This window comes from Comamonas guangdongensis, from assembly GCF_041079535.1.
GTDB classification, from domain to species: Bacteria; Pseudomonadota; Gammaproteobacteria; order Burkholderiales; family Burkholderiaceae_C; genus Comamonas; species Comamonas guangdongensis.
This window is the reverse complement of the sequence record NZ_JBFYGN010000002.1, coordinates 38522-61621: the sequence shown is the minus strand read 5'-3', so window position 1 is coordinate 61621 and position 23100 is coordinate 38522. Positions and strand designations below refer to the sequence as shown.

Genomic DNA, 23100 nt, shown 5'->3' with positions numbered 1-23100 from the left:
CCCCGTCCTCGCGGCTCTCCATGCGCGCCACCAAGGATCAGGTACCCTGGCTAACCGTGATCGTCGGGAACTTGCTCGAGAAGTCCTTGGCCTTGAGGGCCACCTTCACGGCCAGATCGCGCGCCACCTTCTTGTAGACCTGGGCCGCCTCGCTCTCGGGCTCGGCCACCACCGTGGGCCTGCCACTGTCGGCCTGCAGGCGGATCTGCAGCGACAGGGGCAGAGCGCCCAGATAGTCGATGTTCTGCTCGGCCGCCATCTTCTTGCCGCCGTCGGCGCCGAAGATATGCTCCACATGGCCGCAGTTGGTGCAGACATGGACCGCCATGTTCTCGACCAGGCCCAGAATCGGCACGCCGACCTTCTCGAACATCTGCACGCCCTTCTTGGCGTCGATCAGCGCGATGTCCTGGGGCGTGGTCACGACCACGGCACCCGTCATGGGCACGCGCTGGGCCAGGGTCAGCTGGATGTCGCCGGTGCCCGGAGGCATGTCGACCAGCAGATAGTCGAGATCCTTCCAGTTGGTCTGGCGCAGCATCTGCTCCAGCGCCTGGGTGGCCATGGGGCCGCGCCAGATCATGGCCTGGTCGTTGCTGACCAGCAGGCCTATGGACATCACCTGCACGCCGTAGTTCTCCAGCGGCTCCATGGTCTTGCCGTCATGGCTTTCGGGCTTGCCCGAGACGCCCATCATCATGGGCTGGCTGGGGCCGTAGATGTCGGCATCCAGAATGCCCACGCGCGCGCCTTCGGCGGCCAGCGCCAGCGCCAGGTTGGCCGTGGTCGTGCTCTTGCCCACGCCGCCCTTGCCCGAGGAGATGGCGATGATGTTCTTCACGCCCGGCAACAGTTGCACGCCGCGCTGCACCGCATGGGCCGCGACCTTGGTGGTGATGTTGACGGAGACATTGCCCACGCCGGCCACGGACTTGGCCGCGGCGATGAACTGGCTGCGCAGTGCGGGCAGCAGGCTTTGGGCCGGGTAGCCCATTTCCACGTCAAAGGCCACGTCATCGCCCGCAATCTGCAGATTGCGCAGGGCGCGCGTGCTCACAAAGTCCTTGCCCGTGTGCGGATCGAGCACTGCGGCGAGCGCCGTCAGTAGCGCTTGTTCTGTTACAGCCATTGGATAAAGTTTTCCAGAGGTTTCTTCGATGAGGGATAGTCTAGCGAACGCTTCCAACCCCAGAGCAGGAGAGACAATGTGGGTTTGCCCGAAGCGACCCTGGCTCCGGGCTTCGCCCCCAGACAGATACCGATAGAGAGACTCCCCGTGAAACTGAAGATGGCCGAAAACTCCTTGTTCGCAGTCCTGATGCGCTCGCGCTGGTGGATCAGCTTTGCGATCTGCGCCGCCGTGGTGCTGATCTCCCTGGCCGTCTTTCCCAAGGACATCTCGCCGTTCGCGGCCCTGGGTGCGTTCCCGTTCTTCATCGTGGGCTGCATGGCTTTCTACAAGCAGCTGCGCGCGCCCAGCCCGGCCCGGCTGGAGCAGATCAGGCAGGTCGTGGCCGAGCAGTCCTGGGCCGACTTCAGCGCCCAGCTGCAGGCCGCCTGGCAGGCCGAGGGCTATGAGGTGCAACGCCTGAACCAGCCCGGCGCGGACCTGCTGCTGACGCGCAACGGCCAGACCAGCGTGGTCAGCGCGCGCCGCTGGAAGGCCGCCGTCCATGGGGTGGAGCCGCTGCGCGAGCTGCAGGCCGCGCGCGCCAAGCTGCAGGCCGACCAGGCCGTCTACGCGGCCCTGCAGCCGCTGGGCGAGAACGCTGCCGGCTGGGCCGCGCAGAACCAGATTCTGCTGCTGGACGCCACCGCCATCGCCACGCTGATTGCCAAGGGCGGCAAAAACCGCTGACCGCCCCGCGCGGCTCTGGCCCCGCTGCCGCAATGCAGGCACACTGCGGCCATGGCCGCAGAGCAGTTCTCACCCACCCTCCCACCGAGCCTGGCGGATTCGGCCCGGCGCGACGCCGCCGGACCGGCCTCCAGCGTGGGCCAGATCGGCCTGCTGCTCAGCGGCGGCGGCGCACGCGCGGCCTACCAGGTGGGCGTGCTCGAGGCTGTTGCCGAGATACGCCGCGACCACGGCCTGAGAAACGGGCCCAATCCCTTCCCCATCCTCACGGGCACTTCGGCGGGTGCCATCAATGCCGCGGCCCTGGCCTGCCATAGCGACAACTTCGACTACGCGGTGCGCCAGATGGTCCAGGTCTGGCGCAATATGCACACCGACCAGATCTACCGGGCCGACTCGCTGAGCGTGCTGCGCAGCGGCGCGCACTGGCTCACGCTGCTGTCCCTGGGCTGGGCCGTGGCCCGCTGGAGCCGGCTGCGCCCCCGCTCCCTGCTGGACAACCGGCCCCTGAAGGCCTTGCTGCACGGCGAGCTCATGCCGCTGGAAAGACTGCCCGCGCTGATCGACAGCGGCCATCTGCACGCGCTGGCCGTCACCGCCTCGAGCTATAGCAGCAGCCAGCACATCACTTTCTTCCAGACCCGCGAATGCCTGAGCCCCTGGGTGCGCGACCAGCGCAAGGCCCTGCAGACCAGGCTCACGCTCAAGCATCTGCTGGCCTCGTCGGCCCTGCCCTTCATCTTTCCCGCCATGGCCCTGCCCATGGACGGGCATATCGAATACTTCGGCGACGGCTCCATGCGCCAGACCGCGCCCCTGGCGCCCCCCATACACCTGGGGGCACGCAAGCTGCTGGTCGTGGGCGCGGGCCGCCGCTACGAGGCGCCCGACCCCAAGCCGCCGCCCAGCGCCAGCTACCCAACGCTGGCCCAGGTCGCCGGCCATGCCCTGTCCAGCATCTTTCTTGACACCCTGGCCGTGGACATAGAGCGGGCCGAACGCATCAACCACACGCTGTCGCTGATCTCGCCGGCCGAGCGCATCCGCAGCCATCTGCGTCCCATAGAGCTGCTGGCCATCACTCCGTCCGAGCCCATAGACCAGATTGCCGCAGGCCATATCGATTGTCTGCCGCTGCCCATACGTACGCTGCTGGGCACGCTGGGCGTGCGCAGCGGCTCGGGCGACGGCGCCCTGGCCAGCTATCTGCTGTTCGAGAAAAGCTATACGCGGGAGCTGATGGCCCTGGGCCGGCGCGATGCACTGGGCCGCAGCGAGGAGATTGCCAGCTTCTTCGGCTGGACCAAACCACCCGCGGGCACGGCCTGAGCTCTGCTATCAATGGCAAAGCAACCCACGGCTTCTGCACCAAGAATCCGGCCTGAATATTCATTGAGCTTCATAAACCGCAGGCGCCAGCAGCTTCATTTTCAGGAGCAATCTCCAATGAACCACGCATGCGCCGAGGCCGACAAGACCCGGCAATCGGCAGCCTGCGGCGGGCGCTCCTAAAATGCTGGGTTCACCGTGAAAGCTGTTTTTCTCATGACCGCACGCAAAATCTTCGCTACCACCGCCCTGCCGTATGCCAACGGCAACTTCCACATCGGCCATATCATGGAATACATCCAGGCCGACACCTGGGTGCGGGCGCAGCGAATGCAGGGCAATGCGGTCAACTTCGTGGGCGCCGACGACGCCCACGGCGCGCCCATCATGATCGCGGCCGAAAAAGCCGGCAAGACGCCCCAGCAGTTCGTGGCCGATATCGCCGCGGGCCGCAAGCAGTATCTCGACGGCTTCCATATCGCCTTCGACAACTGGAGCAATACCGACAGCCCCGAAAACCACGAGCTGTCCAAGCAGATCTATCTGGACCTGAAGCAGGCCGGCTTCATCGAGTCCCGCACCATCGAGCAGTTCTTCGACCCCGAGAAGAACATGTTCCTGCCCGACCGTTTCATCAAGGGCGAATGCCCGCGCTGCCACGCCAAGGACCAGTACGGCGACAACTGCGAGGTCTGCAGCTCGGTCTATGCGCCCACCGACCTGATCAACCCGTTCTCGGCCCTGTCGGGCGCCACGCCGGTGATGAAGTCCTCGGAGCACTTCTTCTTCAAGCTCTCCGACCCGCGCGCCGTGGAGTTCCTCACTGAGTGGACGCAGAACGGCAAGCATGTGCAGCCCGAAGTGGCCGCCAAGATCAAGGAATGGTTCGGCGTGCGCACCAACCCCGATGGCTCGACCAGCGAAGGCCTAGACGACTGGGACATCTCGCGCGATGCGCCCTATTTCGGCATCGAGATTCCCGATGCGCCGGGCAAGTACTTCTATGTCTGGCTGGATGCGCCCGTGGGCTATCTGGCATCGCTCAAGGAACTGCTCAACAAGCGCGGCGAGGACTATGACGCCTATATGGCCGATCCCGATCTGGAGCAGTACCACTTCATCGGCAAGGACATCATCACCTTCCACACGCTGTTCTGGCCCGCGATGCTGAAGTTCAGTGGCCGCAAGACGCCGACCAGGATCTGCGTGCACGGCTTCATGACCGTGAACAACGGCGAGAAGATGAGCAAGAGCCGCGGCACGGGCCTCGATCCGCTCAAGTACCTGTCGCTCAAGATGAACCCCGAGTGGCTGCGCTACTACCTGGGCGCCAAGCTCAATGGCAAGAACGAAGACATCGACTTCAATCCCGAAGACTTCATGCTGCGCGTGAACTCCGACCTGATCGGCAAGTACGTGAACATCGCCTCGCGCGCCGCAGGCTTCATCAGCAAGCGCTTTGACGGCAAGCTGGGTGTGCTCAGTGAAGACGGCCAGACCCTGCTGGCCGCGCTGCGCGAGCAGCAAACCGCCATCGTCGCCGCCTACGAGGCCCGCGACACAGCCCGTGCCGCGCGCGAGATCATGCTGCTGTGCGACAAGGTCAACAGCTATGTGGACGCCAACAAGCCCTGGGAACTGGCCAAGAAGGAAGGCATGGAGCAGCGCCTGCACGATGTGTGCAGCACCTGCATCGAAGCCTTCCGCATCCTGACCATCTACCTCAAGCCCATCCTGCCCGGCGTGGCCGCCGCGGTGGCCGACTTCCTCATCGTGCCGCCCGAGAGCTTTGGCGATGTGGCCCAGCCCCTGGGCCTGGGCCACCAGATCGGCGAATACAAGCATCTGATGCAGCGCGTCGACCCCAAGCAGCTCGAAGCCCTGTTCGAGGCTCCCGCCGGCCAGGCCGCGCCTGCGCCCGAACCCGCCAAGGCCGACAAGAAGGCTGCGAAAAAGGCCGAGCCCGTGATCGACCCCAACGCACCCGGCGGCGAACCCCTGGCCGAGACCATTGGCATCGACGACTTCGTCAAGGTCGACCTGCGCATTGCCAAGATCCTGGAATGCAAGAGCGTCGAAGGCTCGACCAAGCTGCTGCAGCTGACCCTGGATGTGGGCGAAAAAGGCGAAGACGGCCAGCCCAGGACCCGCAATGTGTTCAGCGGCATCTCCAGCATGTACAGCCCCGAGCAGCTGCAGGGCAAGCTCACGGTGATGGTGGCCAATCTGGCGCCGCGCAAGATGAAGTTCGGCCTGTCCGAAGGCATGGTGCTGGCCGCCAGCCACGCCGATGAAAAGGCCAACCCCGGCATCTATGTGCTCGAGCCCTTCCCGGGCGCTGCGCCCGGCATGCGGATTCACTGATGATCCCACCTGAGTCGCCTTCGGCGCCTTCCCCCCAGGGGGACGACGCCATCGCTGGGGCAGCCCATGCGGCGGGGCGGCGCGGTCGGCTCAGGCTCTTGCTTGGCGTCTCGCCGATGGGGCATGCCTTATCAAGCTCCTGCTGGCCATGGCTGGCAGGGGCTTTTTTATGTCTTGCGCTTTCGGGCTGCACCGTGGTGACCGTGGGCGCAGCAGCCGTCAGCGTCACGGCCACCGCAGTCGGCCTGGCGACGGATGCGGCCGTGGGCACGGCCAAGATCGTGGGCAAAGGCGTGGGCAAGGCCTACGACGCGGTGACCGACGACAAGCCCGACAACAGCGGCGTATCGGTCAAATTCCGTGAAAGCGACCCCAATCACCCCTATCAGCCAGGTCCCGGGGTCAGCAACAACCGCGAGCCTTTCGTCGAATCAGAGACTCCCTGAATTTCACAAGAAATAGCGGATAGCGTTACCCATATTGCGTTACCCGCTATTGTTTTTATTAGCTTCTTGAGCACATCTCGTGCAAATTGCGATGGCTGCACGCGCTGCCAAGCACATGCGGCGTGCATAAATAAATAACCAATAACAACGTGTAACAACACCGGGGTATTGGACCTTGAGAAAGCAGCTTTGCTTTCTAGAATCCGGCTCACTTGCTTGCGCCAAAGTGGTTCAAAAACATGCGTGCCTCACGCATCCAGCACAGATAACAAAATCCTTGGGCGCAGGTACTCAGGCAACAGTCCTGTCATCACCCGCGCAGACCCACGGCGATGCCGTACCAGCCTGCGCCCCTCGGGAGGCCCCATGCGATTCAAACCTTTGTGCACCCCTGCACGCGCCCTGCTCTGGCTGACTTTGGCCATGGCAGCGCCATTGCCAGCGCTGGCCAACCCGGCCACCGCGGCAGCCCCGCTGCGAACGCAGGACATCGCCCTGCTGGCCGCCAGCTGCGCCAACTGCCACGGCCCGGACGGCCGCTCCACGGGCGGCATTCCCGCGCTGCGCGGCGTGGCCGAAGCGCATCTGCTGGCCCGGCTGCAGGCCTTCAAGGCCGGCACAGCCAAGGACGCCACCGTCATGACCCGCCTGGCCAAGGGCTATGACGACGAACAGATCAAGGCACTGGCCCAGTGGTTCAGCAAGAAGGGCCAGTAAATGCAGATCAATCGTCGTCAAATTCTCGGCAGTGCGGCCGCCGGTGCCGCCAGCTTGGCCCTGCCCTCCATCGTCCAGGCCAAGGCCGCCTCGGCCCATGTGGTCGTCGTCGGCGGCGGCTTTGGCGGAGCCACGGCGGCCCGCTATCTGCGCCAGTTCGCACCGCATATCCAGGTCACGCTGGTGGAGCCCGCCGAGCGCTTCTATACCTGCCCCTTCTCCAATCTGTACCTGGCCGGCCTGCGCAGCTGGGACAGCATCGGCCACGGCTACGAGGGCCTGCGCAAGGCCGGCGTCAACGTGGTCCATGCGCGCGCCGACCAGGTGCTGGCCGACTCGCGCCGCGTGCTGCTGTCCAACGGCCAGGCACTCAGCTATGACAAGCTGGTGCTGTCGCCCGGCATCGACATGCGCTGGAATGCGCTGGAAGGCTATGACGAGGCAGCCGCCCAACTCGCCCCTCATGCCTGGAAGGCCGGAGCGCAGACCCAGCTGCTCAAAAAGCAGCTCGAAGCCATGCCCGATGGTGGCAAGTTCGTGATGGTCATCCCTGCCAACCCTTTCCGCTGCCCGCCCGGCCCCTACGAGCGCGCGGCCATGGTGGCGCATTACCTCAAGAAGCACAAACCCAGGTCCAAGATTTTGCTGCTGGACGACAAGGATGCGTTTTCCAAGCAGGGCCTGTTCATCCAGGGCTGGAAAGCGCTTTACGGCGACATGATCGAATGGGTCAAGCAGGCCGACGACGGCAAGGTCACGCGTGTGGATGCCAGGAATCTGGAAGTGGAAACCGCTTTCGGCACCAGGCACAAGGCCGATGTGCTCAACGTCATCCCGCCGCAGAAGGCGGGCTTCATCGCCGAACGTGCCGGCGTGACGGACGCCAGCGGCTGGGTGCCCGTCAAGGCCGAGTCCTTCGAGTCCAAGCAGGTGCCCCATGTCTACGTGCTGGGCGACGCCACGATTGCCGCGCCCATGCCCAAGTCCGGCTTTGCGGCCAACACCCAGGGCAAGGTGGCAGCGGCTGCGATTGCGGCCGAACTCACCGGCCGCCCCCTGCCCGCAGCAGCCTATGCCAACACCTGCTACAGCCTGATCGGCACCGACTACGGCATCTCCGTGGCCGGCGTCTACCGTGCGCAGCAGGGCAAGCTGATCGAGGTCCCCGAGTCCGGCGGCGTGAGCCCGCTGGACGGCAATGCGGCTTTCCGCAAGGCGGAAGCGGACTATGGCTCGGCCTGGTACAAGGCGATCAGTGCCGATATCTGGGGTGGGTGATTGAGCTCATCCCCCTGAGGCGCTGACGCGCCTTCCCCCTTCTCTCGCAACTTCGTTGTGGGAAGGGGGACGCCACCATCGCGGCGAGACGGCTCTTGCTTAGTAGTTCTCGCCTGCGTGTCCCAACTGTGCTTCAAGGCTGTACTTCAGCTTGCCCTGCTTGAGTCATCAATATGTTGTTGTGGTCGATTTTCTTGCTGGGTGTGGCGTTTGGTGTGGCGGCGCGGCTGGGACGTTTCTGCCTGCTGCGCGGCCTGCGCCAGCAACTGTGCCTGGATGGCGAGGTGGCCCCGGGCCAGGCCCCGGCCTTGCAGGCTTTTGCCCTGGCGCTGGCCGTGGCCTTGCTGGCCTCGCAAGGCCTGCACGCCCTGGGCCTGGTGGATCTGGGCCAGGCGGCGCTTGCCAGAGCCCGCTTTTCCGTCCTTGCCGTGCTGACGGGCGGCATCCTGTTCGGCGTCGGCATGGTACTGGCCCGCGCCTGCGGCGCGCGCTCGCTGGTGCTGCTGGCCGGGGGCAATCTGCGCGCGCTGGTGACGCTGGTGTTTCTGGCTCTGGGCGCACAGCTGGCCATGACCGGCGTGCTGACGCCTTGGCGCCAGTGGCTGCAGGCGCTGGCTCCGGTCGCGCTGCCCCATGCCACCCTGGCCGGCTATCTGCAGGCCGGCGTGTTGGGCCCTGCGCCGGCGACCCTGGTGCCGGCGCTGCTGCTTCTGGTCTATGCCCTGCTGCGCCCCGCGTTGCGCCAAAGCCCGCCGCAGCTGGTCGGCGCGCTGGTGATCGGCCTGCTGGTGGCCGCCGGCTGGTGGATCACGGCCCATATCGGCGTGGACGAGTTCGAACCCGCCAAGCTCAGCTCGCTGAGCTTCGTCGGCCCGATTGCGGAAAGCCTGCTGTATCTGCAGCTGTCCGTGGGTCGCGACATGAATATCGGTCTGGCGCTGACGGCCGGCGTACTCGCCGGCGCCTTGGTGGCCGGCGTACTCGCCGGCGCCTTGGTGGCCGCACTTGCGGGCCGCACGGCCCGCTGGGAAGGCTTTGACTCCACGGAACGCCTGGCCGCCAGCGCGGGCGGCGGCCTGCTCATGGGCTTCGGCGGCGTGCTGGCCGCTGGCTGCTCCATAGGCCAGGGCCTGACGGGGCTGTCCACGCTCTCGTTTGCGAGCCTGCCGGCGGTGGCAGGCATCGTGCTGGGAGCGCTTGCCGCTCTGGCGCAGCAGCGCCAGCGATAGCGCAGGCTTCGCTTGGGTATTCACCGATTTCGAATAAAAGCCAGCTTCTAGAATCTCCAGCCACTAGCTCTGCTTGTGCCGCGTGTCGGCTGGGAGGGACTCTCATCCATCGCTGTGTGACAACACAAAACATCTCAGAACGTCATACTCGCTGCGCTCAAGCCTGCTTTCCTCAGACCCCTGAAGCCAGGACTCCGCTCGCTGCCTCGACAGCATGCAGGAGCTTGGCTGCGCAACTCAGGGCCAATGAATCGCTTGCACCGACAGGGCAAGCCTTCACGCTTACAGGAGCAACGCCTTGCAACGTCGCCATTTTCTCCGGACTCCGCCCGCCCTCGCCCTGGGGGCCGCAACCGCCTCGGCTTTTGCCGCGCCCGCCATCATCACGGGTCAATCCCAGATCCTGCCGCGCCGGAGCAAGGGGCCGCGCATCGTCATCTGCGGCGGCGGCTGGGGCGGCCTCACGGCCGCACGCTATCTGCGCGAGCTGATCCCCAACTCCGACGTGGTGCTGCTGGAGCGCAACCCCACCTTCTGGTCCGGCCCAATGAGCAACAAATGGCTGGTGGACATCGTGGGTACGGACTTCGTGAACCGCGACATGCTGCACCCGGCCAACAAATACGGCTACACCTTGCTGCAGACCGAAGTCACGGGCTTCGAGCGCGACAAGAAGCTGGTGCGCACGGCCCACGGCCTGATCGAGTACGACTTCCTGATTCTCTCGGGCGGCATACGCAACGACTACGAAGCCTGGTTCGGCAACGACCAGCGCGCCATCGACTACACGCGCAAGCATTTCCCCAACGCCTATGTGCCCAACCAGGAAATGCTGGCGCTCAAGCAGAAGGTCAAGAACTTCAAGGGCGGCACGCTGGTGATGACCCTGCCGCCGCCGCCCCATCGCTGCCCGCCCTCGCCCTACGAGCGCGCCTGCCTGATCGCCTGGCATATCAAAAAGAACAAGATCCCCGGCAAGATTCTGATCCTCGATCCCAAGCCCAAGATCGCCCCCATAGGCGTGGGCTACAAGCAGGCCTTCGAGGAGCTGTACGCCGACATCATCACCCATGTGCCCAACGCCGGCGTCAAGGAGGTCGACCCCTTCAACAAGCAGATCAAGACCGCTGCGGGCGACTTCAAGTTCGACGACGCCATCCTCATGCCGCCCCACCAGGCGGCCGACATGGTGTGGCAGGCCGACCTGATCGGCAAGGACCCCGCCACCGGCAAGCCCACGGGCTGGGCCGATATGCACAACCGCCTGTTCCACGCCAAGAGCGACGACCGCGTGTATTTTGTCGGCGATCTGATGGGCGCGATCTCGCCCCAGTTCGGCCACTATCCCAAGAGCGGCCATGTGGCCAACTACGTCGGCAAGATCGTCGCCCAGAACATTGCCGAGCGCGTGGCCGGCAAGGAAGTCGTGGCCCGGCTGCCCGACAACCTCTGCTACATGATGGTCAACGGCGACCCGCAGGAAGAAATCTCGGTCAAGTTCGAATACGAGGTCGATGCCAACGGCCAGGTCAACCAGACCCAGATCGACATGGATGTGCGCACCTCCGATCTGGTCAAGGAGGACTTCGCCTGGATCAACGGCAAGTTCAGTGATTTTCTGGGGGTCTGAACATGTTCGATCACACCACCCGTAGAAGCCTGGTACTGGGCGCGGCGGCAGCCGGCGCCAGCCTGGCCCTGCCCGCCTCGGCGCTGGCCCAGGCCAAGACCCCGCTGGTCGGGCCTCTGGCCCCCAACCCGGCGGAGTTCAAGAAGACCATGGAGCAGTTCAGCGGCGGCAAGCCCGCTCAGGCCGATGGCCTGCTGCTCGATGTGCCCGTGCTGGCCGACAACCCCAGCGCCGTGCCCGTCAAGGTCAAGGTGACGCTGCCCATCTCCGAGCAGGACTGGTGCGAGGAAATCATCGTGCTGGCCGAACTCAACCCCTCGCCGCTGACCTGCCGCCTGCAGTTCACGGCTGCGGCCGGCACGGCCGAGGCGGCGGTGCGCATACGCCTGTCCCAGTCCCAGAACGTCCATGCCCTGGCCCGCATGAAGAGCGGCAGGGTGCTGCAGACCAAGCAAGCCGTCACCGTGGCCGCCAGCGGCTGCGGCATGTGAAGGAATCGCCAAGATGAGTCAAGCCAAGCCCCCGCGCATCTGGGTCAGCAATGCCAATCCCCAGAAAGGCGAAGTGCTGCGCGTGCGCGCGCAGATGGAACATGTGATGGAAAGCGGCCTGCGCACCGACCCGGCCACGGGCAAGCTGCGCCCGCGCAATATCGTCAGCCGCTTTGAAGCCAGGCTGGGCAATACCTTGCTGTTCAGCTGGGAGCCCGGTATTTCGATTGCGCAGAACCCCTATATCGAATTCACTTTCCTGGCCCGCGAAAGCGGTGAACTCAATATGCAGTGGAAGGACGAGCAAGGCCAGACGCTGAGCGCGCAAAAGGCAATTACCGTTGCCTGATTCCCGAGCGCATCAACCAAAAAGCCCCGCCCGGTGATTACCGCGGCGGGGCTTTTCACATGGGCGCCAGAGGCTTCAATTGCCCTGATAGCGCCCGGGCCGGTGGCTGATCCAGAGAAACATGCTCATGATCACGGCCGCCAGCACCGAATACGCGACCCGCTCCAGCGGCACGATGGCCAGGGCCAGCAGCACCACCGTGCAGTCGATCAGCATCTGTACCTTGCCCGCGCGGATGCCGTAGCGGTCCTGCAGATAGAGCGAAACGATGGTGGCGCCGCCCAGGCTCGAGTGGTGGCGCGCCAGGAACAGGCAGCCCGAGCCCATGAGCAGGCCGCCGGCCACGGCCGCGTACAGCGGGTTCAGATAATCGATATGGATGAAACGCGGGCCCACGTCGGCCATCAGCGCCAGCATGGCCACGGAGACAAAGGTCTTGAGCGTGAATTCGGCCCCCATGCGCTTCCAGGCGAACCAGTAGAACGGCAGATTGATGACAAAGAAGATGGCGCCGAACGGCAGCCCCGTCACATAGTGCAGCAGGAAGGCGACACCGGCCGTGCTGCCCGTGAGCAGGCCGGCCTGGGCGAACAGCATCATGGTGATGGAAACGAACAGCGAGCCCGTGAACAGGGCCTGGGCGTCCTCGAAGCGGCCGTGGCGCAGCACGGAGGAATGGGAGGACGAAGCTGCGGGCTCTAGCGCGGCAGCGGAGGTTAGCGGTGTGGACATGTCGGGGTAGGACAGCAAATTGCATGCCGGAAAGCGGGATGCAGCCCTCCGAGCTCACCGGCGCGGATTGCGTCGGTGTTTACCCTGATTTTAAAAACATCGCCGGCAGGGCGCTGTTGCGCCCATGCCTATGAACCCATTATTTTTGTGCATTGCAGCAGCGACAGACGGGCTCAGCGCTGCTCGTCCTGCATTTTCTCGCGGCTGCCGCTGCGCAGCACCCGGCCGTCGAGGTCGAAGGTGACGGTGAACTCCATGCTGCGCGTGGGCGGGTCTATCCAGTTCCAGTCCCAGTCGGTTTCCTGCTTGAGCTTGTAGGTCATCATCTTCGCGGGTTTGCCCAGCATGCGGCGCACCTCCTCCTCGCCCATGCCGGGCTGGATGCGCGCAAACACATGGGGAGCCAGCACCTGGCGCAGCGCACTCATCTTGCCGTCGGGACCGATGGTGATCATGTAGTTCTTGGCGCCGGCCGGCTGGCGGTTGTATTCCAAGGTGCGCGAGCCGTCCTGCTCGGGCCAGATGCGCTCGGGCTCGCCGAACCTGGCGCGCACATCGGCCTCGGTGGACAGACCTTCCTCCAGCTCCTTGATCTTCTGCTCGTCGCAGCCCATCAGGGCCAGGGTGCTGATCGCCGCAGCGGCCAGGGCCGCGGTCACACGGGAAAAAATGTTCATGGACTGAATCACAATGCTTGCCAGACGGTACGCGGATTCTGACAGCATGCGGCTGCCGCGGACCCGCCAGCTTTGCAAACGCTTGTTAAATACGGAGCCCCCTCATGAGTGCAGCCATAGCGCCACTGTTTTCCGCATTCGCCACCGCCGCCCGGGCTGCTTGGGAGCAGCAGGACAAATGGCTGCTCATCGACCCCGTCTACGAGCAGCTCGAAACCCTGCGGGCCGCGCCACTGGATCAGACCCTGCCCCGGATCCTGGCGCTGGTCGAAAGCTACCCCGAACTCGACTACGGCGGCCCCGGACCATTCGGCAGCCTGATCGAGGAGCATCCCATGGCCGCCTATACCCCGGCCCTGCTGGCATCGCTGGAGCGCCAGCCCAGTACCCAGGTCATAGGCTGGCTGGACCGAACCATGCGCGTGGACCCGGAGCTGCAGCGCCGCGACCCCAATCCTGTCGGCCCTGCCGAATTTGCCCTCGCACTGGAAAAAGTGCTGCAGCACCCGGGCGCGGCCCAGGACTGCAAGGAGTTTGCGCAGCTCTGCCTGAACGACCTCAAATAGCCGCCACTACGAGTTTCATCCCCGAACGGCTAAAATTACTGGTTCTGAGAGGTTTTACGCATATGTCTTTCTTCCGCCGCCCCGACTACCGTTCCGACACCACCAACTTCATCAACGACCTGAAGCAGCAAAAGCCCGAGCTGGACAAGCAGCAGCAGGCCGGTCGTGCCCTGCTGTGGGACAAGGATGTGAACGCGGAAGTCTGGGAAGACCTGCGCGCTGGCCGCGTGGAGCAGCAGCCCTACGTGTACCAGACCAATCACTCCTGATCTCCTCCATGAAATCAGCCTCGAGCGCTTATTTACCAAGCGCCTTCAGCTCTGTATTACATAGCACGCAATGAGCGAGGCTGAAACCCAGGCCCAGTTGCCGGGCCCAGGCCCGGATGCACCTGACTCGTCGCCCACGGTGATCGACCAGGTGGCTTTGGCGCGCCTGTATGGCGAGCCGCTGTTTGCGCTGCCCCAGGATCTGTACATCCCGCCCGATGCGCTGGAGGTCTTTCTCGAAGCCTTCGAAGGCCCGCTGGACCTGCTGCTGTATCTGATCCGCAAGCAGAACTTCAACATCCTCGACATTCCCATGCTGGACGTGACGCGCCAGTACATGAGCTATGTGGACGAGGTGCGCAGCCGCAATCTGGAGCTGGCCGCCGAGTATCTGCTGATGGCCGCCATGCTGATCGAGATCAAGTCGCGCATGTTGCTGCCGCCCAAGAAGCAGGAAGACGGCGAGGAAGCCGAGGACCCGCGCGCCGAGCTGGTGCGCCGCCTGCTCGAGTACGAGCAGATGAAGCTCGCGGCCCAGCAGCTGGGACAACTGCCCAGCTATGGGCGCGACTTCCTCAAGGCCACGGTCTATATCGAGCAAAGCCTGCAGCCGCGCTTTCCCGATGTGGAGATCGGCGAGCTGCAGGCAGCCTGGCGCGACATCCTCAAGCGCGCCAAGCTGGTGCAAAGCCACAAGATCACGCGTGAGGAGCTGTCGGTGCGCGAATACATGAGCCAGATCCTCAAGCAGCTGCAGGGTCAGCGCTTTGTGGAGTTCGAGCGCATCTTCGACCCCGAGAAGGGCTCTACCGTGCTGGTGGTGACCTTCATCGCCATGCTGGAGCTGGCCAAGGAAACCCTGATCGAGATCACCCAGGCCGAGGCCTATGCACCGATCTATGTGCGCCTCGCCTACACCCCGGTCTAAGGCCTAGCACGGCGGCGCTGTAACCCTATGGCGCGCAGGCCGCCCAGCAAGGACTTACATTCGCTTTAACAGCGCAACCGCACCCCGAAGCGACATCCTTGACATGACATACAGCGTCAAAGAAATTTTCTACACCTTGCAAGGCGAAGGCGGCCAGGCCGGCACGCCCGCCGTGTTCTGCCGTTTTGCCGGCTGCAATCTCTGGACCGGCCGCGAGCAGGACCGCGCCAGCGCCATCTGCCAGTTCTGCGATACCGATTTCGTGGGCACCGACGGCACTCTGGGCGGCAAGTTCGCCACGGCCGAGGCGCTGGCCGAGCGCATCCTGGCCCAATGGCCCGAGCAGGACAGCCAGCACCGCATGGTGGTGCTGACCGGCGGCGAGCCGCTGCTGCAGGTGGATGCCGCGCTGATAACCGCGCTGCATGCGCGGGGCTTTCGCATCGCCGTGGAGAGCAACGGCACGGTGGCCGCGCCCGAGGGCATTGACTGGCTGTGCATCAGCCCCAAGGCCGGCGCGGACTGGATCCAGCGCAGCGGCCAGGAGCTCAAGCTGGTCTGGCCCCAGCCGGGCTTCGAGCTGCGGGACATCGTCGCCGGCACCCGGTTCGAGCATTATTTTCTGCAGCCCATGGACAATGCCGGCCAGCAGGCCAATATCGCGGCCTGCATAGAGCAGTGCCTGCAGCACCCGGCGTGGCGGCTCAGCCTGCAGACCCACAAGCTCACGGGGATTCGATGACCCCCCTGAGTCGCTTCGCGCCTTCCCCCTGCAGGGGGACGACAGCCTCGCTGCGGGGCGGCGCGGCCGGCATAGGCCCTGGCTCGCTGTCCCTGGCGTTGGGGCCCGCCCGTTTATGCGCAGCCCTATGAATCACTGATATGCAATTCACCGTTCACCAGCGCTTTTTCTTCGATGCCGCCCACACGCTGGAGCGAGCCATCGAAACCGAGGGCAGCCGCCGCATCCACGGCCACACCTACTATGCGGAGGTCAGCGTCACCGGCCCGCGCAATCCCGACAACGGCATGGTCATCGACCTCGGCCATCTGCGCGCGCGCCTGGAGCTGCTGCGCCAGCAACTCGACCACCATTTCCTCGACGAGATCCCCGGCCTGGGCAAGCCCACGCTGGAGAATCTGAGCCTCTTCATCGCCGAGTCCCTGGCCGATCTGCAGCCCGCTCCCAGCCGCGTGCGCGTCTGGCGCGACAGCATCGGCGACGGCTGCGTGCTCGACCTCGCGTAAATCACCGGCCCGCCTAGGCCATTTGCGTTGGCGCCCGCACATCGCTTGTGAAAGAATGCGCGCCGACCGATGTCCGCGGCCTTGCGGGCAGACAAGAATCAAGCCACTTTAAACTGGAGACACCATGTTCCGCACCATGCTCAAGTCCAAGATCCACCGCGTCAAGACCACGCAATGCGAGCTGCATTACGAAGGCTCCTGCGCCATCGACGAAGACCTGCTGGACGCCGCCAATATTGCCGAGAACGAACAGGTCCATATCTGGAACATCGACAACGGTGAGCGTTTTGTGACCTATGCCATCAAGGGCCAGCGCGGCAGCGGCATGATCTCGGTCAACGGCTCGGCCGCGCGCCGCGCCGCCGTGGGCGATCTGCTCATCATTGCGAGCTTCGCCCAGGTCCACGAGAACGATGTGGCCGAGCACCAGCCCCAGCTGGTGTTCGTGGACGACGGCAACAAACAGGTCGAGTTGCGCCACAAGGTTCCCACCCAGATGCTGTAATCCCCTCTCTGCAACGCGAAGCAACACCATGCCCCATCTGCACATCGAATACACCGACAACCTGAGCGGCCTGAACGAGCGCGAGCTCATGCGCGAGCTCAACGCCGTCATCTGCGCCCATCCCACGGTCTCCGACGAGGCCGACGTCAAGTCCCGCATCGCCCGCCTCTCCAGCTACTACATCGGCAACCAGCCCGAGAACCGCGGCTTTGTGCATGTGCTGCTGCAGCTGATGGCAGGCCGCAGCGAGCAGGCCAAGAAGGAAATGTCGGACGGCCTGGCCGCCGTGCTGCGCCGCCTGGTGCCCCAGGCCGAAGGCATCATGGTGCAGCTCAGCGTGGACGTGGCCGATATGGACAAGGCCACCTACTTCAAGGGTCGCCTGTAACAGCGTGACCACCCGCTAAAAACCGTCCATGCGCGGCCGCCCCGCGGCTTGACAGACCGGAGCCCAGGAGTAGTCTGCAATGCTCCGGAACTCCCGAGGAGGCTAGCCATGGACTCCAGCGTACCCGCCGACCAGCTGCCGCTGCAGCGTCTGTACCACTGGGAGCGGCAAGCGCCGCAGCGCATCACCCTGAGTCAGCCCGTGGACGGCGGCCGCCTGCAGGAGTTCACCTGGGCCCAGGTCGCCGACGGCGCACGCCGCATGGCGGCCCACCTGCGGGCACAGGGCTGGCCGCCCGGCTCCGCGGTGGCCATAGTCTCGAAAAACTGCGCCTGGTGGCTGCTCAGCGACCTGGCCATCTGGATGGCGGGCCATGTCTCGGTACCGCTGTACCCCACGCTGGCGCCCGCGAGCATCGCGCAGCTGCTCGAGCACAGCGGCGCGCGCGCCTGCTTCATCGGCAAGCTGGACGGCTGGGAGAGCCTGCGCACAGGCATTGCCGCAAACCTGCCCTGCATCGCCTATCCGCTTGCGCCCGAGGATGCCCGCCTGCGCTATGACGGCTGGGACGCGATCTGCGCGCGCACGCCGCCGCTGGCCAGCGAGCCCGTGCGCGACGCCGGCGAACTGGCCACGCTGATGTATACCTCGGGCACCACGGGCCAGCCCAAGGGCGTGATGCACAGTTTCGCCACGCTCACCTGGGCCGCCCACGCAGGCAACCAGCGCCTTGCGCTGCAGGCCGAGGACCGCATGCTGTCCTACCTGCCGCTGGCCCATATGACAGAGCGCCTGCTGGTCGAGCACGGCTGGCTGATCGCCGGCATGCATCTGTTCTTTGCCGAGAGCCTGCAGACCTTCGCGGCCGACCTGCGGCGCGCCAGGCCCACGGTGTTCTTCTCGGTACCGCGGCTGTGGGTCAAGTTCCAGCAGAACATCCATGCCAGGCTGGCGCCGCGGCGCCTGGACCGGCTGCTGGGCACGCCGCTGCTGGGCCGGCTGCTGCGCCGCAGGATTCTGCACACCATGGGGCTGGACCGGTGCCGCATCGCTGCCGGCGGCGCCGCCCCCATGCCGCTGGCCCTGCTGGCCTGGTACCGCGGCCTGGGCCTGCCCATCGCCGAGGGCTATGGCATGACGGAGGTCGGGATCTCGCACACCACCTTGCCGGGCCGCAACCAGGAGGGCAGCGTGGGCCCGGCCCTCGAAGGCGTGCGCACCCGCGTCGACGCCCAGACCAGCGAGCTGCTGCTGCACAGCCCGGCCCTGATGCTCGGCTACTACAAGGAGCCGCAGCTGACGCAAGCCGCCTTCACCGAGGACGGCTGGCTGCGCACGGGCGATCAGGCCAGCGAGGACGCCAGCGGCTGCCTGCGCATCACGGGCCGGGTCAAGGATCAGTTCAAGACCAGCAAGGGCAAGTACGTGGTGCCGGCACCGATCGAAGACCGGCTTGCCATGCATCCGGCCGTGGAGGCCTGCCTGGTGACCGGCGCCAATCTGGCCCGGCCCCTGGGCCTGGTGATGCTGTCACCCGAAGCTCTGGCCCGGGCCGGCGATGCCCGGCACAGGCCGCAGCTGCTGGCCTCGCTGGCTCAGCATCTCGACGAGCTCAATTCCCGGCTCGACCCGCACGAGCGCCTGGACCGTCTGGTGCTGCTGCAAACGCCCTGGACCGTGGACAACGGCCTCGTCACCCCGACCTTCAAGCTCAAGCGCCAGAGCATCGAGGCCAGGTATGCGCCCCAGTTGGCGCAGTGGGCGACGGCGCGCGAGCCCGTGCTGTTCGGGGATTGAGGGAAAGCGCACGGCGCGCGGTGCATTCGGCTACAGTGCTGCGGCCACGCAGCACACCATCCCCGCCGACTCAAACCCGCCGGCCATCAAGCACCGACACTCCCGCGAAATGAGCATGCCCGACTCCAGACCCTTCTTGCGCGCCCGCTGCCCGCACTGCCACCGGGCGCTGCGCACCTGCATCTGCGCTCTGGCGCAGACCGTGTCCCATGAGGCGGAAGCCCTGATCCTCATGCATCCTCTGGAGGTGCACGAAGCCAAGGGTACGGGCCATCTGCTTCATCTCTGCCTGCCGCACAGCCGCGTGCTGGTGGGCGAGCAATGGCCGGCCGAGGCGCTGCATGAGGCCCTGCATGGCGATTGGGCGCGTCCCGGCCAGGCTTCGGCACGCCACAGCCTGTTGCTCTACCCCGAGACCGATTCGCAGGATGCGGCCCTGGGCCTGCAGGCGGCAGCGCCGCTGCCACAGCCCTGGCCCTGGGCCGCGCGGCAGCTGCGCCTGGTGGTCATCGACGGCACCTGGCGCAAGAGTCGCAAGATGCTCTACCTCAACCCCGCGCTGCAGGCCTTGCCGCGCCTGCCGCTGCACGATGTGCCCGCCAGCGGCTATGCCATCCGCAAGGCCCAGCAGCCGGGCCAGCTCTCCACCTTCGAAGCCGCGGCTCTGGCCCTGACCCAATTGGAGGGTTGGAGCCAGGCCGGCCCGCCAGCGCAGGCTCTGGCCCGGGTATTCGCGAGCTTTGTGGCCAGCCGCATGCGGCGACCCGCGCACTGAAAAGAAAAAACCTGCGGGTGCGCCGCAGGTCTGGCATCTGGATCTGCGGCGCTCAGCGGTTGGCCGTCAGCTCCGGCACTTCGGCGGGCTTGCCGCCATCCTGGGTGACCAGGGTGGGGGCGCTGCGCTCGCCCTTGTCGCGGCGGCGTTCGGCGCGCAGGCTGTCGTCGGGCTGGGGCGCCACATAGAGGCTGTCGCGGGTGTTCTTTTGCACCGCAATCGCACCGAACAGGGCCAGCGCAAAAGCCATGGCGTAAAAACCTTTTTCGCTCAGCTGCAGCGTGGCATTGAACAGGCCAGCGCCGAGCAGCAGCACCGCGATGAGCAGCGCCACCCAGCTGATGCCGTAGTAGATGCCGGTGACGGCAATGCCTTCCAGCTTGTCGCGCACGGTTTTCTGCAGCGAGATGGCCGAGTACAGGCCCAGCACCAGCACGGCAAAGTAATAGCCTTTTTCGTTGAGCTGCATGCCCGCGTTCCAGAGCCCGACCATGAAGGCGACGATGCCCAGCAACAATGCGGCCCAGGATGCGCCCACAAAGGCGGATGAAGGTTTGTTGCCCGAAACAGCTTGGGGATTCACTGACTTGCTCCAGAAGTTGTGGTGTGCCGATCATATAAAGGTCGGCTGCACTTTCTCACATCTTCCACAAAAGTATTACGCAGCGATACTGAGTGGCGCATCCCTCACTCGGCAAATGCATGGCGCACCAGCGCAAAACACAGGGCGAACAGGAAGCCGTAGCCAAACCGGTGGATGCGCAGCGGAGACTCGCCCTTGCGTGCCCGCCAGATGCCCATGGCCACCATCAGCCCGCCCACGGCAAGCGGCGTGAACACCAGATTGAGCAGGCGCAGCGGCCCCTCCGGCGTCAGATGGTGGGAGACCAGCAGCAGGCTCAGTGCGCCGAAGAGCGTGCCCAGAATCGCGTAGCCCGGAGCGGCAAGCCAGGGCCTGGGCGGCCGGCGCAACGGCTCGGCCACGGAATGCAGGCCCAGCTCCAGCAGGACTTCGCCCGCGGCCTGCAGCGCGAACTCGCCGAGAACGTCAAACAGCAGCTCCAGCAACCGCTTCAGTCTTCCGTATCGGCATCGTCCTCTTTCATGGCCTCATCCAGCGCCTGCTGTACATGGGGAGGCATGCCTTCCTCCCAGCCCTGCTCATCGACATAGGTATAGATGTCGGGCTGAACACCGGGCACGGCCTTCAGCATGGTGGCCGGAATCTCCCATTTGGCCTCGCCGTTCTTGACGGCTTCGCTGGTCCAGTCGTAGCCGGGGTGCTTTTCATTGCCCGTGGGCGAGGCCAGATCATTGGCAGGGTCCCAGCCTATGCTGGCGGGCGCCAGATTACCGTCCTCAAAACGCTGAGCCAGCGCATGGATCCGCCCCCAACCCGCGCGGTTGATGCTGGGCACCTTGTCCGGCGTCGCGTAGTGCTGGTGGTAGCCGGGCTGCTGGTACCAGTACAGGGCCTTGGCCACGGCGGGCTCGAGCTTGGGCTGCTTGATCATCCAGTCCACCAGCGCGCCGTTGCCGTCGTAGTTCATGGTGGTGACCACGGCCAGCCACTCCAGGGGAGTCGCGGTGGAGAGGAACTCCTTCATCAGGTCCAGATACAGTTCGTCAAAATCGGCGTCATCCATGGCTTGGTCTCCCGCGGTTTGGCAGCCCCGCAACAATAGCAAACCCTCGCTAACCGATCAAACGAGCATCCAGCCAGCCACGCAGGCTATTGATGAACGCCCAGCCCGTGACGCGCGGCACATCGTCCAGACGCACCAGCTGCTCCGCCAGCCGTCCCTGCGACAGGGCCAGTGCGCGGCCCACGCCGGGCAGCAGACCGCAGCCCAGCGGTGGCGTGACCCAGCGGCCATCGAGCTGCATGGCGATATTGCCGCGCGTGCCTTCGGTGATTTCGCCGCTTTCGTTGTGCAGCACCATGTCGAAGACCTCGGCGCTGCGGGGCCGGAAAGCATCGTACTGCGCGCGCACCGAGGTCTTGAAGCGCACGGCATCGCTGTGCGCCACGGCATTGGGTATGGGCTGGCGCGCCAGTTCCAGCTGCACCGGCTCGGGCGTGGGCAGCAGAGGCTCGGCCGTGATGATGAGCGCGCCGCCGGCCTGCAAGGCCAGCCGCACGCGCCAGTCGCCGCGTTCATGGGTCTGTGCCAGGCGCTGCATATCGCTCTCCAGCTGCATCTGCATCAGCGGGTAGCGGAAGTGGCTGGCCGCGATCTGCAGCCTCGCCCAATGCAGCGGCCAGTTCTGCCAACGCCCGTCTTTCAGGGCCAGGGTTTCCAGAATTTCAAAATTCGTGTTCATGCTGAGACATCTTGAGCCAGCCCGTGCAGAAACGCCTGCTTGTGCTGCCATTCCATCCATTCATCCGCAGCTCTGGCGCTGGCCGTGATGCCGCTGCCTATGCCGCAGCTCAGGCGGCCGCTTTCCAGCACCACGGTACGGATGGGAACGTTGAATGTAGCGTGAATGCGCCCCGGCGCAAGCCCCGGTCGCACGACGCCCAGCGCGCCGCAGTACACGCCGCGCGGCTGCGGCTCCAGCTCGCGAATCAGCCGCATGGCCTGGCGCTTGGGCGCGCCCGTGATGGAGCCGCAGGGAAACAGCGCGGCAAACACGTCGCCGAGCCGCACGCCGGAGCGAGTCTGCGCCACCACATCCGAGGTCATCTGCCAGACGGCCGGCAACGCCTGCACCTGGAACAGCTGCGGCACCTTCACGCTGTGCGGCACGGCGATGCGCGAGAGGTCGTTGCGCAGCAGGTCCACGATCATCACGTTCTCCGCTCTTTCCTTGGGCGACTCGCGCATGGTCTGCGCAGCCCGGGCATCGTCCTGCGGCGTCTTGCCTCTGGCCGCCGTGCCCTTCATGGGGCGCGTGAGAATCCGCTCCCCATCCCAGTCGAAGAACAGCTCGGGCGAGACGGACAGCACCTGCATCTGGCCGCTGTCCACCAGCGCCGCATAGCCTCCGGGCTGGGCGCGCTGCAGGCGCGCGAACAGGGCCAAGGCCAGCTCCGAAGCATCGAGAGCATCCGCACCGCCAAGCTCGGCCCGCAGGGGAGCGGTGTAATTGATCTGATAGCACTCGCCGGCAGCGATGGCCGCATGTATGCGCGCGATATGCACATCGAACCGAGTGCGCTGCAAAGCGGCCCTCCACTGCACGGCCGGGATTTGCAGCGTGGACGGCTTGGGCTCGGCCGCCAGCGGCGCAGCGTGCACGCCAAACCAGGCCAGCGGCTGCCCCGGCAGGCCCGAGTGCACGGCATCCGCATAGGCCGTATCGAAAGCGCCGGCCGCCTCATAGGCCAGCCAGCCCACGCACCACAGGCCCTGCTCGGCGGCCTGCTGCACAGCCTCGAGCACGGCGGGTACCTCATGGGGCCCGTAGGCCGCCAATACCCGCTGCGGCGCGCCAAAACCGTGACGCAGGCGCGCGGCATCGGCCTGCCAGGGGGCGCTGAAATCAAGAATGGTATTCAAGCAAACAACCTGCCAACG

At 65.4% G+C, this 23100-nt stretch carries 27 protein-coding genes; 19 read left to right on the top strand and 8 right to left on the bottom strand.

Annotated features, from left to right (window positions below; all coding sequences use genetic code 11):
* Window positions 1–37: 37 nt before the first annotated feature.
* Window positions 38–1129 carry an iron-sulfur cluster carrier protein ApbC gene (gene apbC / locus AB6724_RS01810; RefSeq protein WP_369336793.1) on the bottom strand — a complete coding sequence of 364 codons (1092 nt, stop codon included), beginning with the start codon at window positions 1127–1129 and terminating at the stop codon, window positions 38–40.
* A gap of 159 nt (window positions 1130–1288) precedes the next feature.
* Here apbC and AB6724_RS01805 point away from each other — a divergent pair, with 159 nt between their 5' ends.
* The 10 genes from AB6724_RS01805 to soxZ all read left to right on the top strand — a co-directional run bounded on the left by AB6724_RS01805 (window position 1289) and on the right by soxZ (window position 11691).
* Entirely contained in the window at window positions 1289–1858 is a 570-nt protein-coding gene (locus AB6724_RS01805) for a restriction endonuclease (RefSeq protein WP_369337014.1), read from the top strand.
* Window positions 1859–1909: 51 nt separating this feature from the next.
* Complete coding sequence (locus AB6724_RS01800; RefSeq protein WP_369336792.1) at window positions 1910–3187, top strand: patatin-like phospholipase family protein; 1278 nt, start codon at window positions 1910–1912, stop codon at window positions 3185–3187.
* 216 nt (window positions 3188–3403) lie between these two features.
* Entirely contained in the window at window positions 3404–5551 is a 2148-nt protein-coding gene (gene metG, locus AB6724_RS01795) for a methionine--tRNA ligase (RefSeq protein ID WP_369336791.1), read from the top strand.
* Window positions 5552–5667: 116 nt separating this feature from the next.
* Window positions 5668–5997: a hypothetical protein gene (locus tag AB6724_RS01790; RefSeq protein ID WP_369337013.1), complete on the top strand. Its 330-nt coding sequence runs from the start codon at window positions 5668–5670 to the stop codon at window positions 5995–5997.
* A gap of 366 nt (window positions 5998–6363) precedes the next feature.
* A complete protein-coding gene (locus AB6724_RS01785; protein ID WP_439329814.1) occupies window positions 6364–6714 on the top strand; it encodes a c-type cytochrome in 351 nt (116 codons plus the stop codon).
* Window positions 6715–7992 (top strand): FCSD flavin-binding domain-containing protein, encoded by a 1278-nt coding sequence (locus AB6724_RS01780; protein ID WP_369336790.1) that lies wholly within the window; start codon window positions 6715–6717, stop codon window positions 7990–7992.
* 173 nt (window positions 7993–8165) lie between these two features.
* Window positions 8166–9221 carry a YeeE/YedE thiosulfate transporter family protein gene (locus tag AB6724_RS01775; protein WP_369336789.1) on the top strand — a complete coding sequence of 352 codons (1056 nt, stop codon included), beginning with the start codon at window positions 8166–8168 and terminating at the stop codon, window positions 9219–9221.
* 298 nt (window positions 9222–9519) lie between these two features.
* The gene (locus AB6724_RS01770; protein WP_369336788.1) at window positions 9520–10851 is read left to right on the top strand and encodes an FAD-dependent oxidoreductase; all 1332 of its coding nucleotides are present in this window, start codon (window positions 9520–9522) and stop codon (window positions 10849–10851) included.
* A 2-nt stretch (window positions 10852–10853) separates the two neighbouring features.
* Window positions 10854–11342, top strand: a complete 489-nt coding sequence (locus AB6724_RS01765; RefSeq protein ID WP_369336787.1) for a thiosulfate oxidation carrier protein SoxY — start codon at window positions 10854–10856, stop codon at window positions 11340–11342.
* Window positions 11343–11355: 13 nt separating this feature from the next.
* Complete coding sequence (gene soxZ / locus AB6724_RS01760) at window positions 11356–11691, top strand: thiosulfate oxidation carrier complex protein SoxZ (RefSeq protein ID WP_369336786.1); 336 nt, start codon at window positions 11356–11358, stop codon at window positions 11689–11691.
* A gap of 75 nt (window positions 11692–11766) precedes the next feature.
* On the opposite strand, the gene AB6724_RS01755 is transcribed toward soxZ, so the two are convergent.
* Window positions 11767–12423, bottom strand: a complete 657-nt coding sequence (locus AB6724_RS01755; RefSeq protein ID WP_369336785.1) for a YitT family protein — start codon at window positions 12421–12423, stop codon at window positions 11767–11769.
* A 173-nt stretch (window positions 12424–12596) separates the two neighbouring features.
* Window positions 12597–13100 carry an outer membrane protein assembly factor BamE gene (locus AB6724_RS01750; RefSeq protein ID WP_369336784.1) on the bottom strand — a complete coding sequence of 168 codons (504 nt, stop codon included), beginning with the start codon at window positions 13098–13100 and terminating at the stop codon, window positions 12597–12599.
* A gap of 104 nt (window positions 13101–13204) precedes the next feature.
* Here AB6724_RS01750 and AB6724_RS01745 point away from each other — a divergent pair, with 104 nt between their 5' ends.
* The 9 genes from AB6724_RS01745 to AB6724_RS01705 all read left to right on the top strand — a co-directional run bounded on the left by AB6724_RS01745 (window position 13205) and on the right by AB6724_RS01705 (window position 19576).
* Window positions 13205–13666: a hypothetical protein gene (locus AB6724_RS01745; RefSeq protein ID WP_369336783.1), complete on the top strand. Its 462-nt coding sequence runs from the start codon at window positions 13205–13207 to the stop codon at window positions 13664–13666.
* Between the two features lie 62 nt (window positions 13667–13728).
* Complete coding sequence (locus AB6724_RS01740; protein ID WP_369336782.1) at window positions 13729–13935, top strand: DUF3460 family protein; 207 nt, start codon at window positions 13729–13731, stop codon at window positions 13933–13935.
* Between the two features lie 70 nt (window positions 13936–14005).
* Complete coding sequence (locus AB6724_RS01735) at window positions 14006–14863, top strand: segregation and condensation protein A (RefSeq protein WP_369336781.1); 858 nt, start codon at window positions 14006–14008, stop codon at window positions 14861–14863.
* 103 nt (window positions 14864–14966) lie between these two features.
* Window positions 14967–15605 (top strand): 7-carboxy-7-deazaguanine synthase, encoded by a 639-nt coding sequence (gene queE / locus AB6724_RS01730; RefSeq protein ID WP_369336780.1) that lies wholly within the window; start codon window positions 14967–14969, stop codon window positions 15603–15605.
* 140 nt (window positions 15606–15745) lie between these two features.
* Window positions 15746–16111, top strand: a complete 366-nt coding sequence (locus tag AB6724_RS01725) for a 6-pyruvoyl trahydropterin synthase family protein (RefSeq protein WP_369336779.1) — start codon at window positions 15746–15748, stop codon at window positions 16109–16111.
* Window positions 16112–16235: 124 nt separating this feature from the next.
* Window positions 16236–16616: an aspartate 1-decarboxylase gene (panD, locus tag AB6724_RS01720; protein ID WP_369336778.1), complete on the top strand. Its 381-nt coding sequence runs from the start codon at window positions 16236–16238 to the stop codon at window positions 16614–16616.
* 28 nt (window positions 16617–16644) lie between these two features.
* The gene (locus AB6724_RS01715; RefSeq protein ID WP_369336777.1) at window positions 16645–17004 is read left to right on the top strand and encodes a 5-carboxymethyl-2-hydroxymuconate Delta-isomerase; all 360 of its coding nucleotides are present in this window, start codon (window positions 16645–16647) and stop codon (window positions 17002–17004) included.
* Window positions 17005–17112: 108 nt separating this feature from the next.
* Window positions 17113–18801 (top strand): AMP-binding protein, encoded by a 1689-nt coding sequence (locus tag AB6724_RS01710; protein WP_369336776.1) that lies wholly within the window; start codon window positions 17113–17115, stop codon window positions 18799–18801.
* Between the two features lie 109 nt (window positions 18802–18910).
* Entirely contained in the window at window positions 18911–19576 is a 666-nt protein-coding gene (locus tag AB6724_RS01705; RefSeq protein ID WP_369336775.1) for a tRNA-uridine aminocarboxypropyltransferase, read from the top strand.
* Window positions 19577–19628: 52 nt separating this feature from the next.
* Here the strand turns inward: AB6724_RS01705 and yiaA are convergent, their stop codons facing one another.
* The 5 genes from yiaA to pabB form a co-directional block, all read right to left on the bottom strand.
* Entirely contained in the window at window positions 19629–20159 is a 531-nt protein-coding gene (gene yiaA, locus AB6724_RS01700) for an inner membrane protein YiaA (protein ID WP_369336774.1), read from the bottom strand.
* 104 nt (window positions 20160–20263) lie between these two features.
* Complete coding sequence (locus tag AB6724_RS01695) at window positions 20264–20644, bottom strand: hypothetical protein (protein ID WP_369336773.1); 381 nt, start codon at window positions 20642–20644, stop codon at window positions 20264–20266.
* A gap of 5 nt (window positions 20645–20649) precedes the next feature.
* Complete coding sequence (locus AB6724_RS01690) at window positions 20650–21222, bottom strand: DUF4274 domain-containing protein (RefSeq protein WP_369336772.1); 573 nt, start codon at window positions 21220–21222, stop codon at window positions 20650–20652.
* A 49-nt stretch (window positions 21223–21271) separates the two neighbouring features.
* On the bottom strand, window positions 21272–21901 hold the full coding sequence (locus AB6724_RS01685; protein ID WP_369336771.1) for an aminotransferase class IV: 630 nt from the start codon (window positions 21899–21901) through the stop codon (window positions 21272–21274).
* On the bottom strand, window positions 21898–23082 hold the full coding sequence (gene pabB / locus AB6724_RS01680) for an aminodeoxychorismate synthase component I (protein WP_369336770.1): 1185 nt from the start codon (window positions 23080–23082) through the stop codon (window positions 21898–21900). Before pabB ends, AB6724_RS01685 begins: the two co-directional genes overlap by 4 nt.
* Window positions 23083–23100: the final 18 nt, after the last annotated feature.

What these genes read in the sequence shown, in the direction of transcription:
- apbC (WP_369336793.1), bottom strand. Translation starts at nt 1,129, where the DNA reads ATGGCTGTAACAGAACAAGCGCTACTGACGGCGCTCGCCGCAGTGCTC.
- AB6724_RS01805 (WP_369337014.1), top strand. Translation starts at nt 1,289, where the DNA reads ATGGCCGAAAACTCCTTGTTCGCAGTCCTGATGCGCTCGCGCTGGTGG.
- AB6724_RS01800 (WP_369336792.1), top strand. Translation starts at nt 1,910, where the DNA reads ATGGCCGCAGAGCAGTTCTCACCCACCCTCCCACCGAGCCTGGCGGAT.
- metG (WP_369336791.1), top strand. Translation starts at nt 3,404, where the DNA reads ATGACCGCACGCAAAATCTTCGCTACCACCGCCCTGCCGTATGCCAAC.
- AB6724_RS01790 (WP_369337013.1), top strand. Translation starts at nt 5,668, where the DNA reads ATGGGGCATGCCTTATCAAGCTCCTGCTGGCCATGGCTGGCAGGGGCT.
- AB6724_RS01785 (WP_439329814.1), top strand. Translation starts at nt 6,364, where the DNA reads ATGCGATTCAAACCTTTGTGCACCCCTGCACGCGCCCTGCTCTGGCTG.
- AB6724_RS01780 (WP_369336790.1), top strand. Translation starts at nt 6,715, where the DNA reads ATGCAGATCAATCGTCGTCAAATTCTCGGCAGTGCGGCCGCCGGTGCC.
- AB6724_RS01775 (WP_369336789.1), top strand. Translation starts at nt 8,166, where the DNA reads ATGTTGTTGTGGTCGATTTTCTTGCTGGGTGTGGCGTTTGGTGTGGCG.
- AB6724_RS01765 (WP_369336787.1), top strand. Translation starts at nt 10,854, where the DNA reads ATGTTCGATCACACCACCCGTAGAAGCCTGGTACTGGGCGCGGCGGCA.
- soxZ (WP_369336786.1), top strand. Translation starts at nt 11,356, where the DNA reads ATGAGTCAAGCCAAGCCCCCGCGCATCTGGGTCAGCAATGCCAATCCC.
- AB6724_RS01755 (WP_369336785.1), bottom strand. Translation starts at nt 12,423, where the DNA reads ATGTCCACACCGCTAACCTCCGCTGCCGCGCTAGAGCCCGCAGCTTCG.
- AB6724_RS01750 (WP_369336784.1), bottom strand. Translation starts at nt 13,100, where the DNA reads ATGAACATTTTTTCCCGTGTGACCGCGGCCCTGGCCGCTGCGGCGATC.
- AB6724_RS01745 (WP_369336783.1), top strand. Translation starts at nt 13,205, where the DNA reads ATGAGTGCAGCCATAGCGCCACTGTTTTCCGCATTCGCCACCGCCGCC.
- AB6724_RS01740 (WP_369336782.1), top strand. Translation starts at nt 13,729, where the DNA reads ATGTCTTTCTTCCGCCGCCCCGACTACCGTTCCGACACCACCAACTTC.
- AB6724_RS01735 (WP_369336781.1), top strand. Translation starts at nt 14,006, where the DNA reads ATGAGCGAGGCTGAAACCCAGGCCCAGTTGCCGGGCCCAGGCCCGGAT.
- queE (WP_369336780.1), top strand. Translation starts at nt 14,967, where the DNA reads ATGACATACAGCGTCAAAGAAATTTTCTACACCTTGCAAGGCGAAGGC.
- AB6724_RS01725 (WP_369336779.1), top strand. Translation starts at nt 15,746, where the DNA reads ATGCAATTCACCGTTCACCAGCGCTTTTTCTTCGATGCCGCCCACACG.
- panD (WP_369336778.1), top strand. Translation starts at nt 16,236, where the DNA reads ATGTTCCGCACCATGCTCAAGTCCAAGATCCACCGCGTCAAGACCACG.
- AB6724_RS01715 (WP_369336777.1), top strand. Translation starts at nt 16,645, where the DNA reads ATGCCCCATCTGCACATCGAATACACCGACAACCTGAGCGGCCTGAAC.
- AB6724_RS01710 (WP_369336776.1), top strand. Translation starts at nt 17,113, where the DNA reads ATGGACTCCAGCGTACCCGCCGACCAGCTGCCGCTGCAGCGTCTGTAC.
- AB6724_RS01705 (WP_369336775.1), top strand. Translation starts at nt 18,911, where the DNA reads ATGAGCATGCCCGACTCCAGACCCTTCTTGCGCGCCCGCTGCCCGCAC.
- AB6724_RS01690 (WP_369336772.1), bottom strand. Translation starts at nt 21,222, where the DNA reads ATGGATGACGCCGATTTTGACGAACTGTATCTGGACCTGATGAAGGAG.
- AB6724_RS01685 (WP_369336771.1), bottom strand. Translation starts at nt 21,901, where the DNA reads ATGAACACGAATTTTGAAATTCTGGAAACCCTGGCCCTGAAAGACGGG.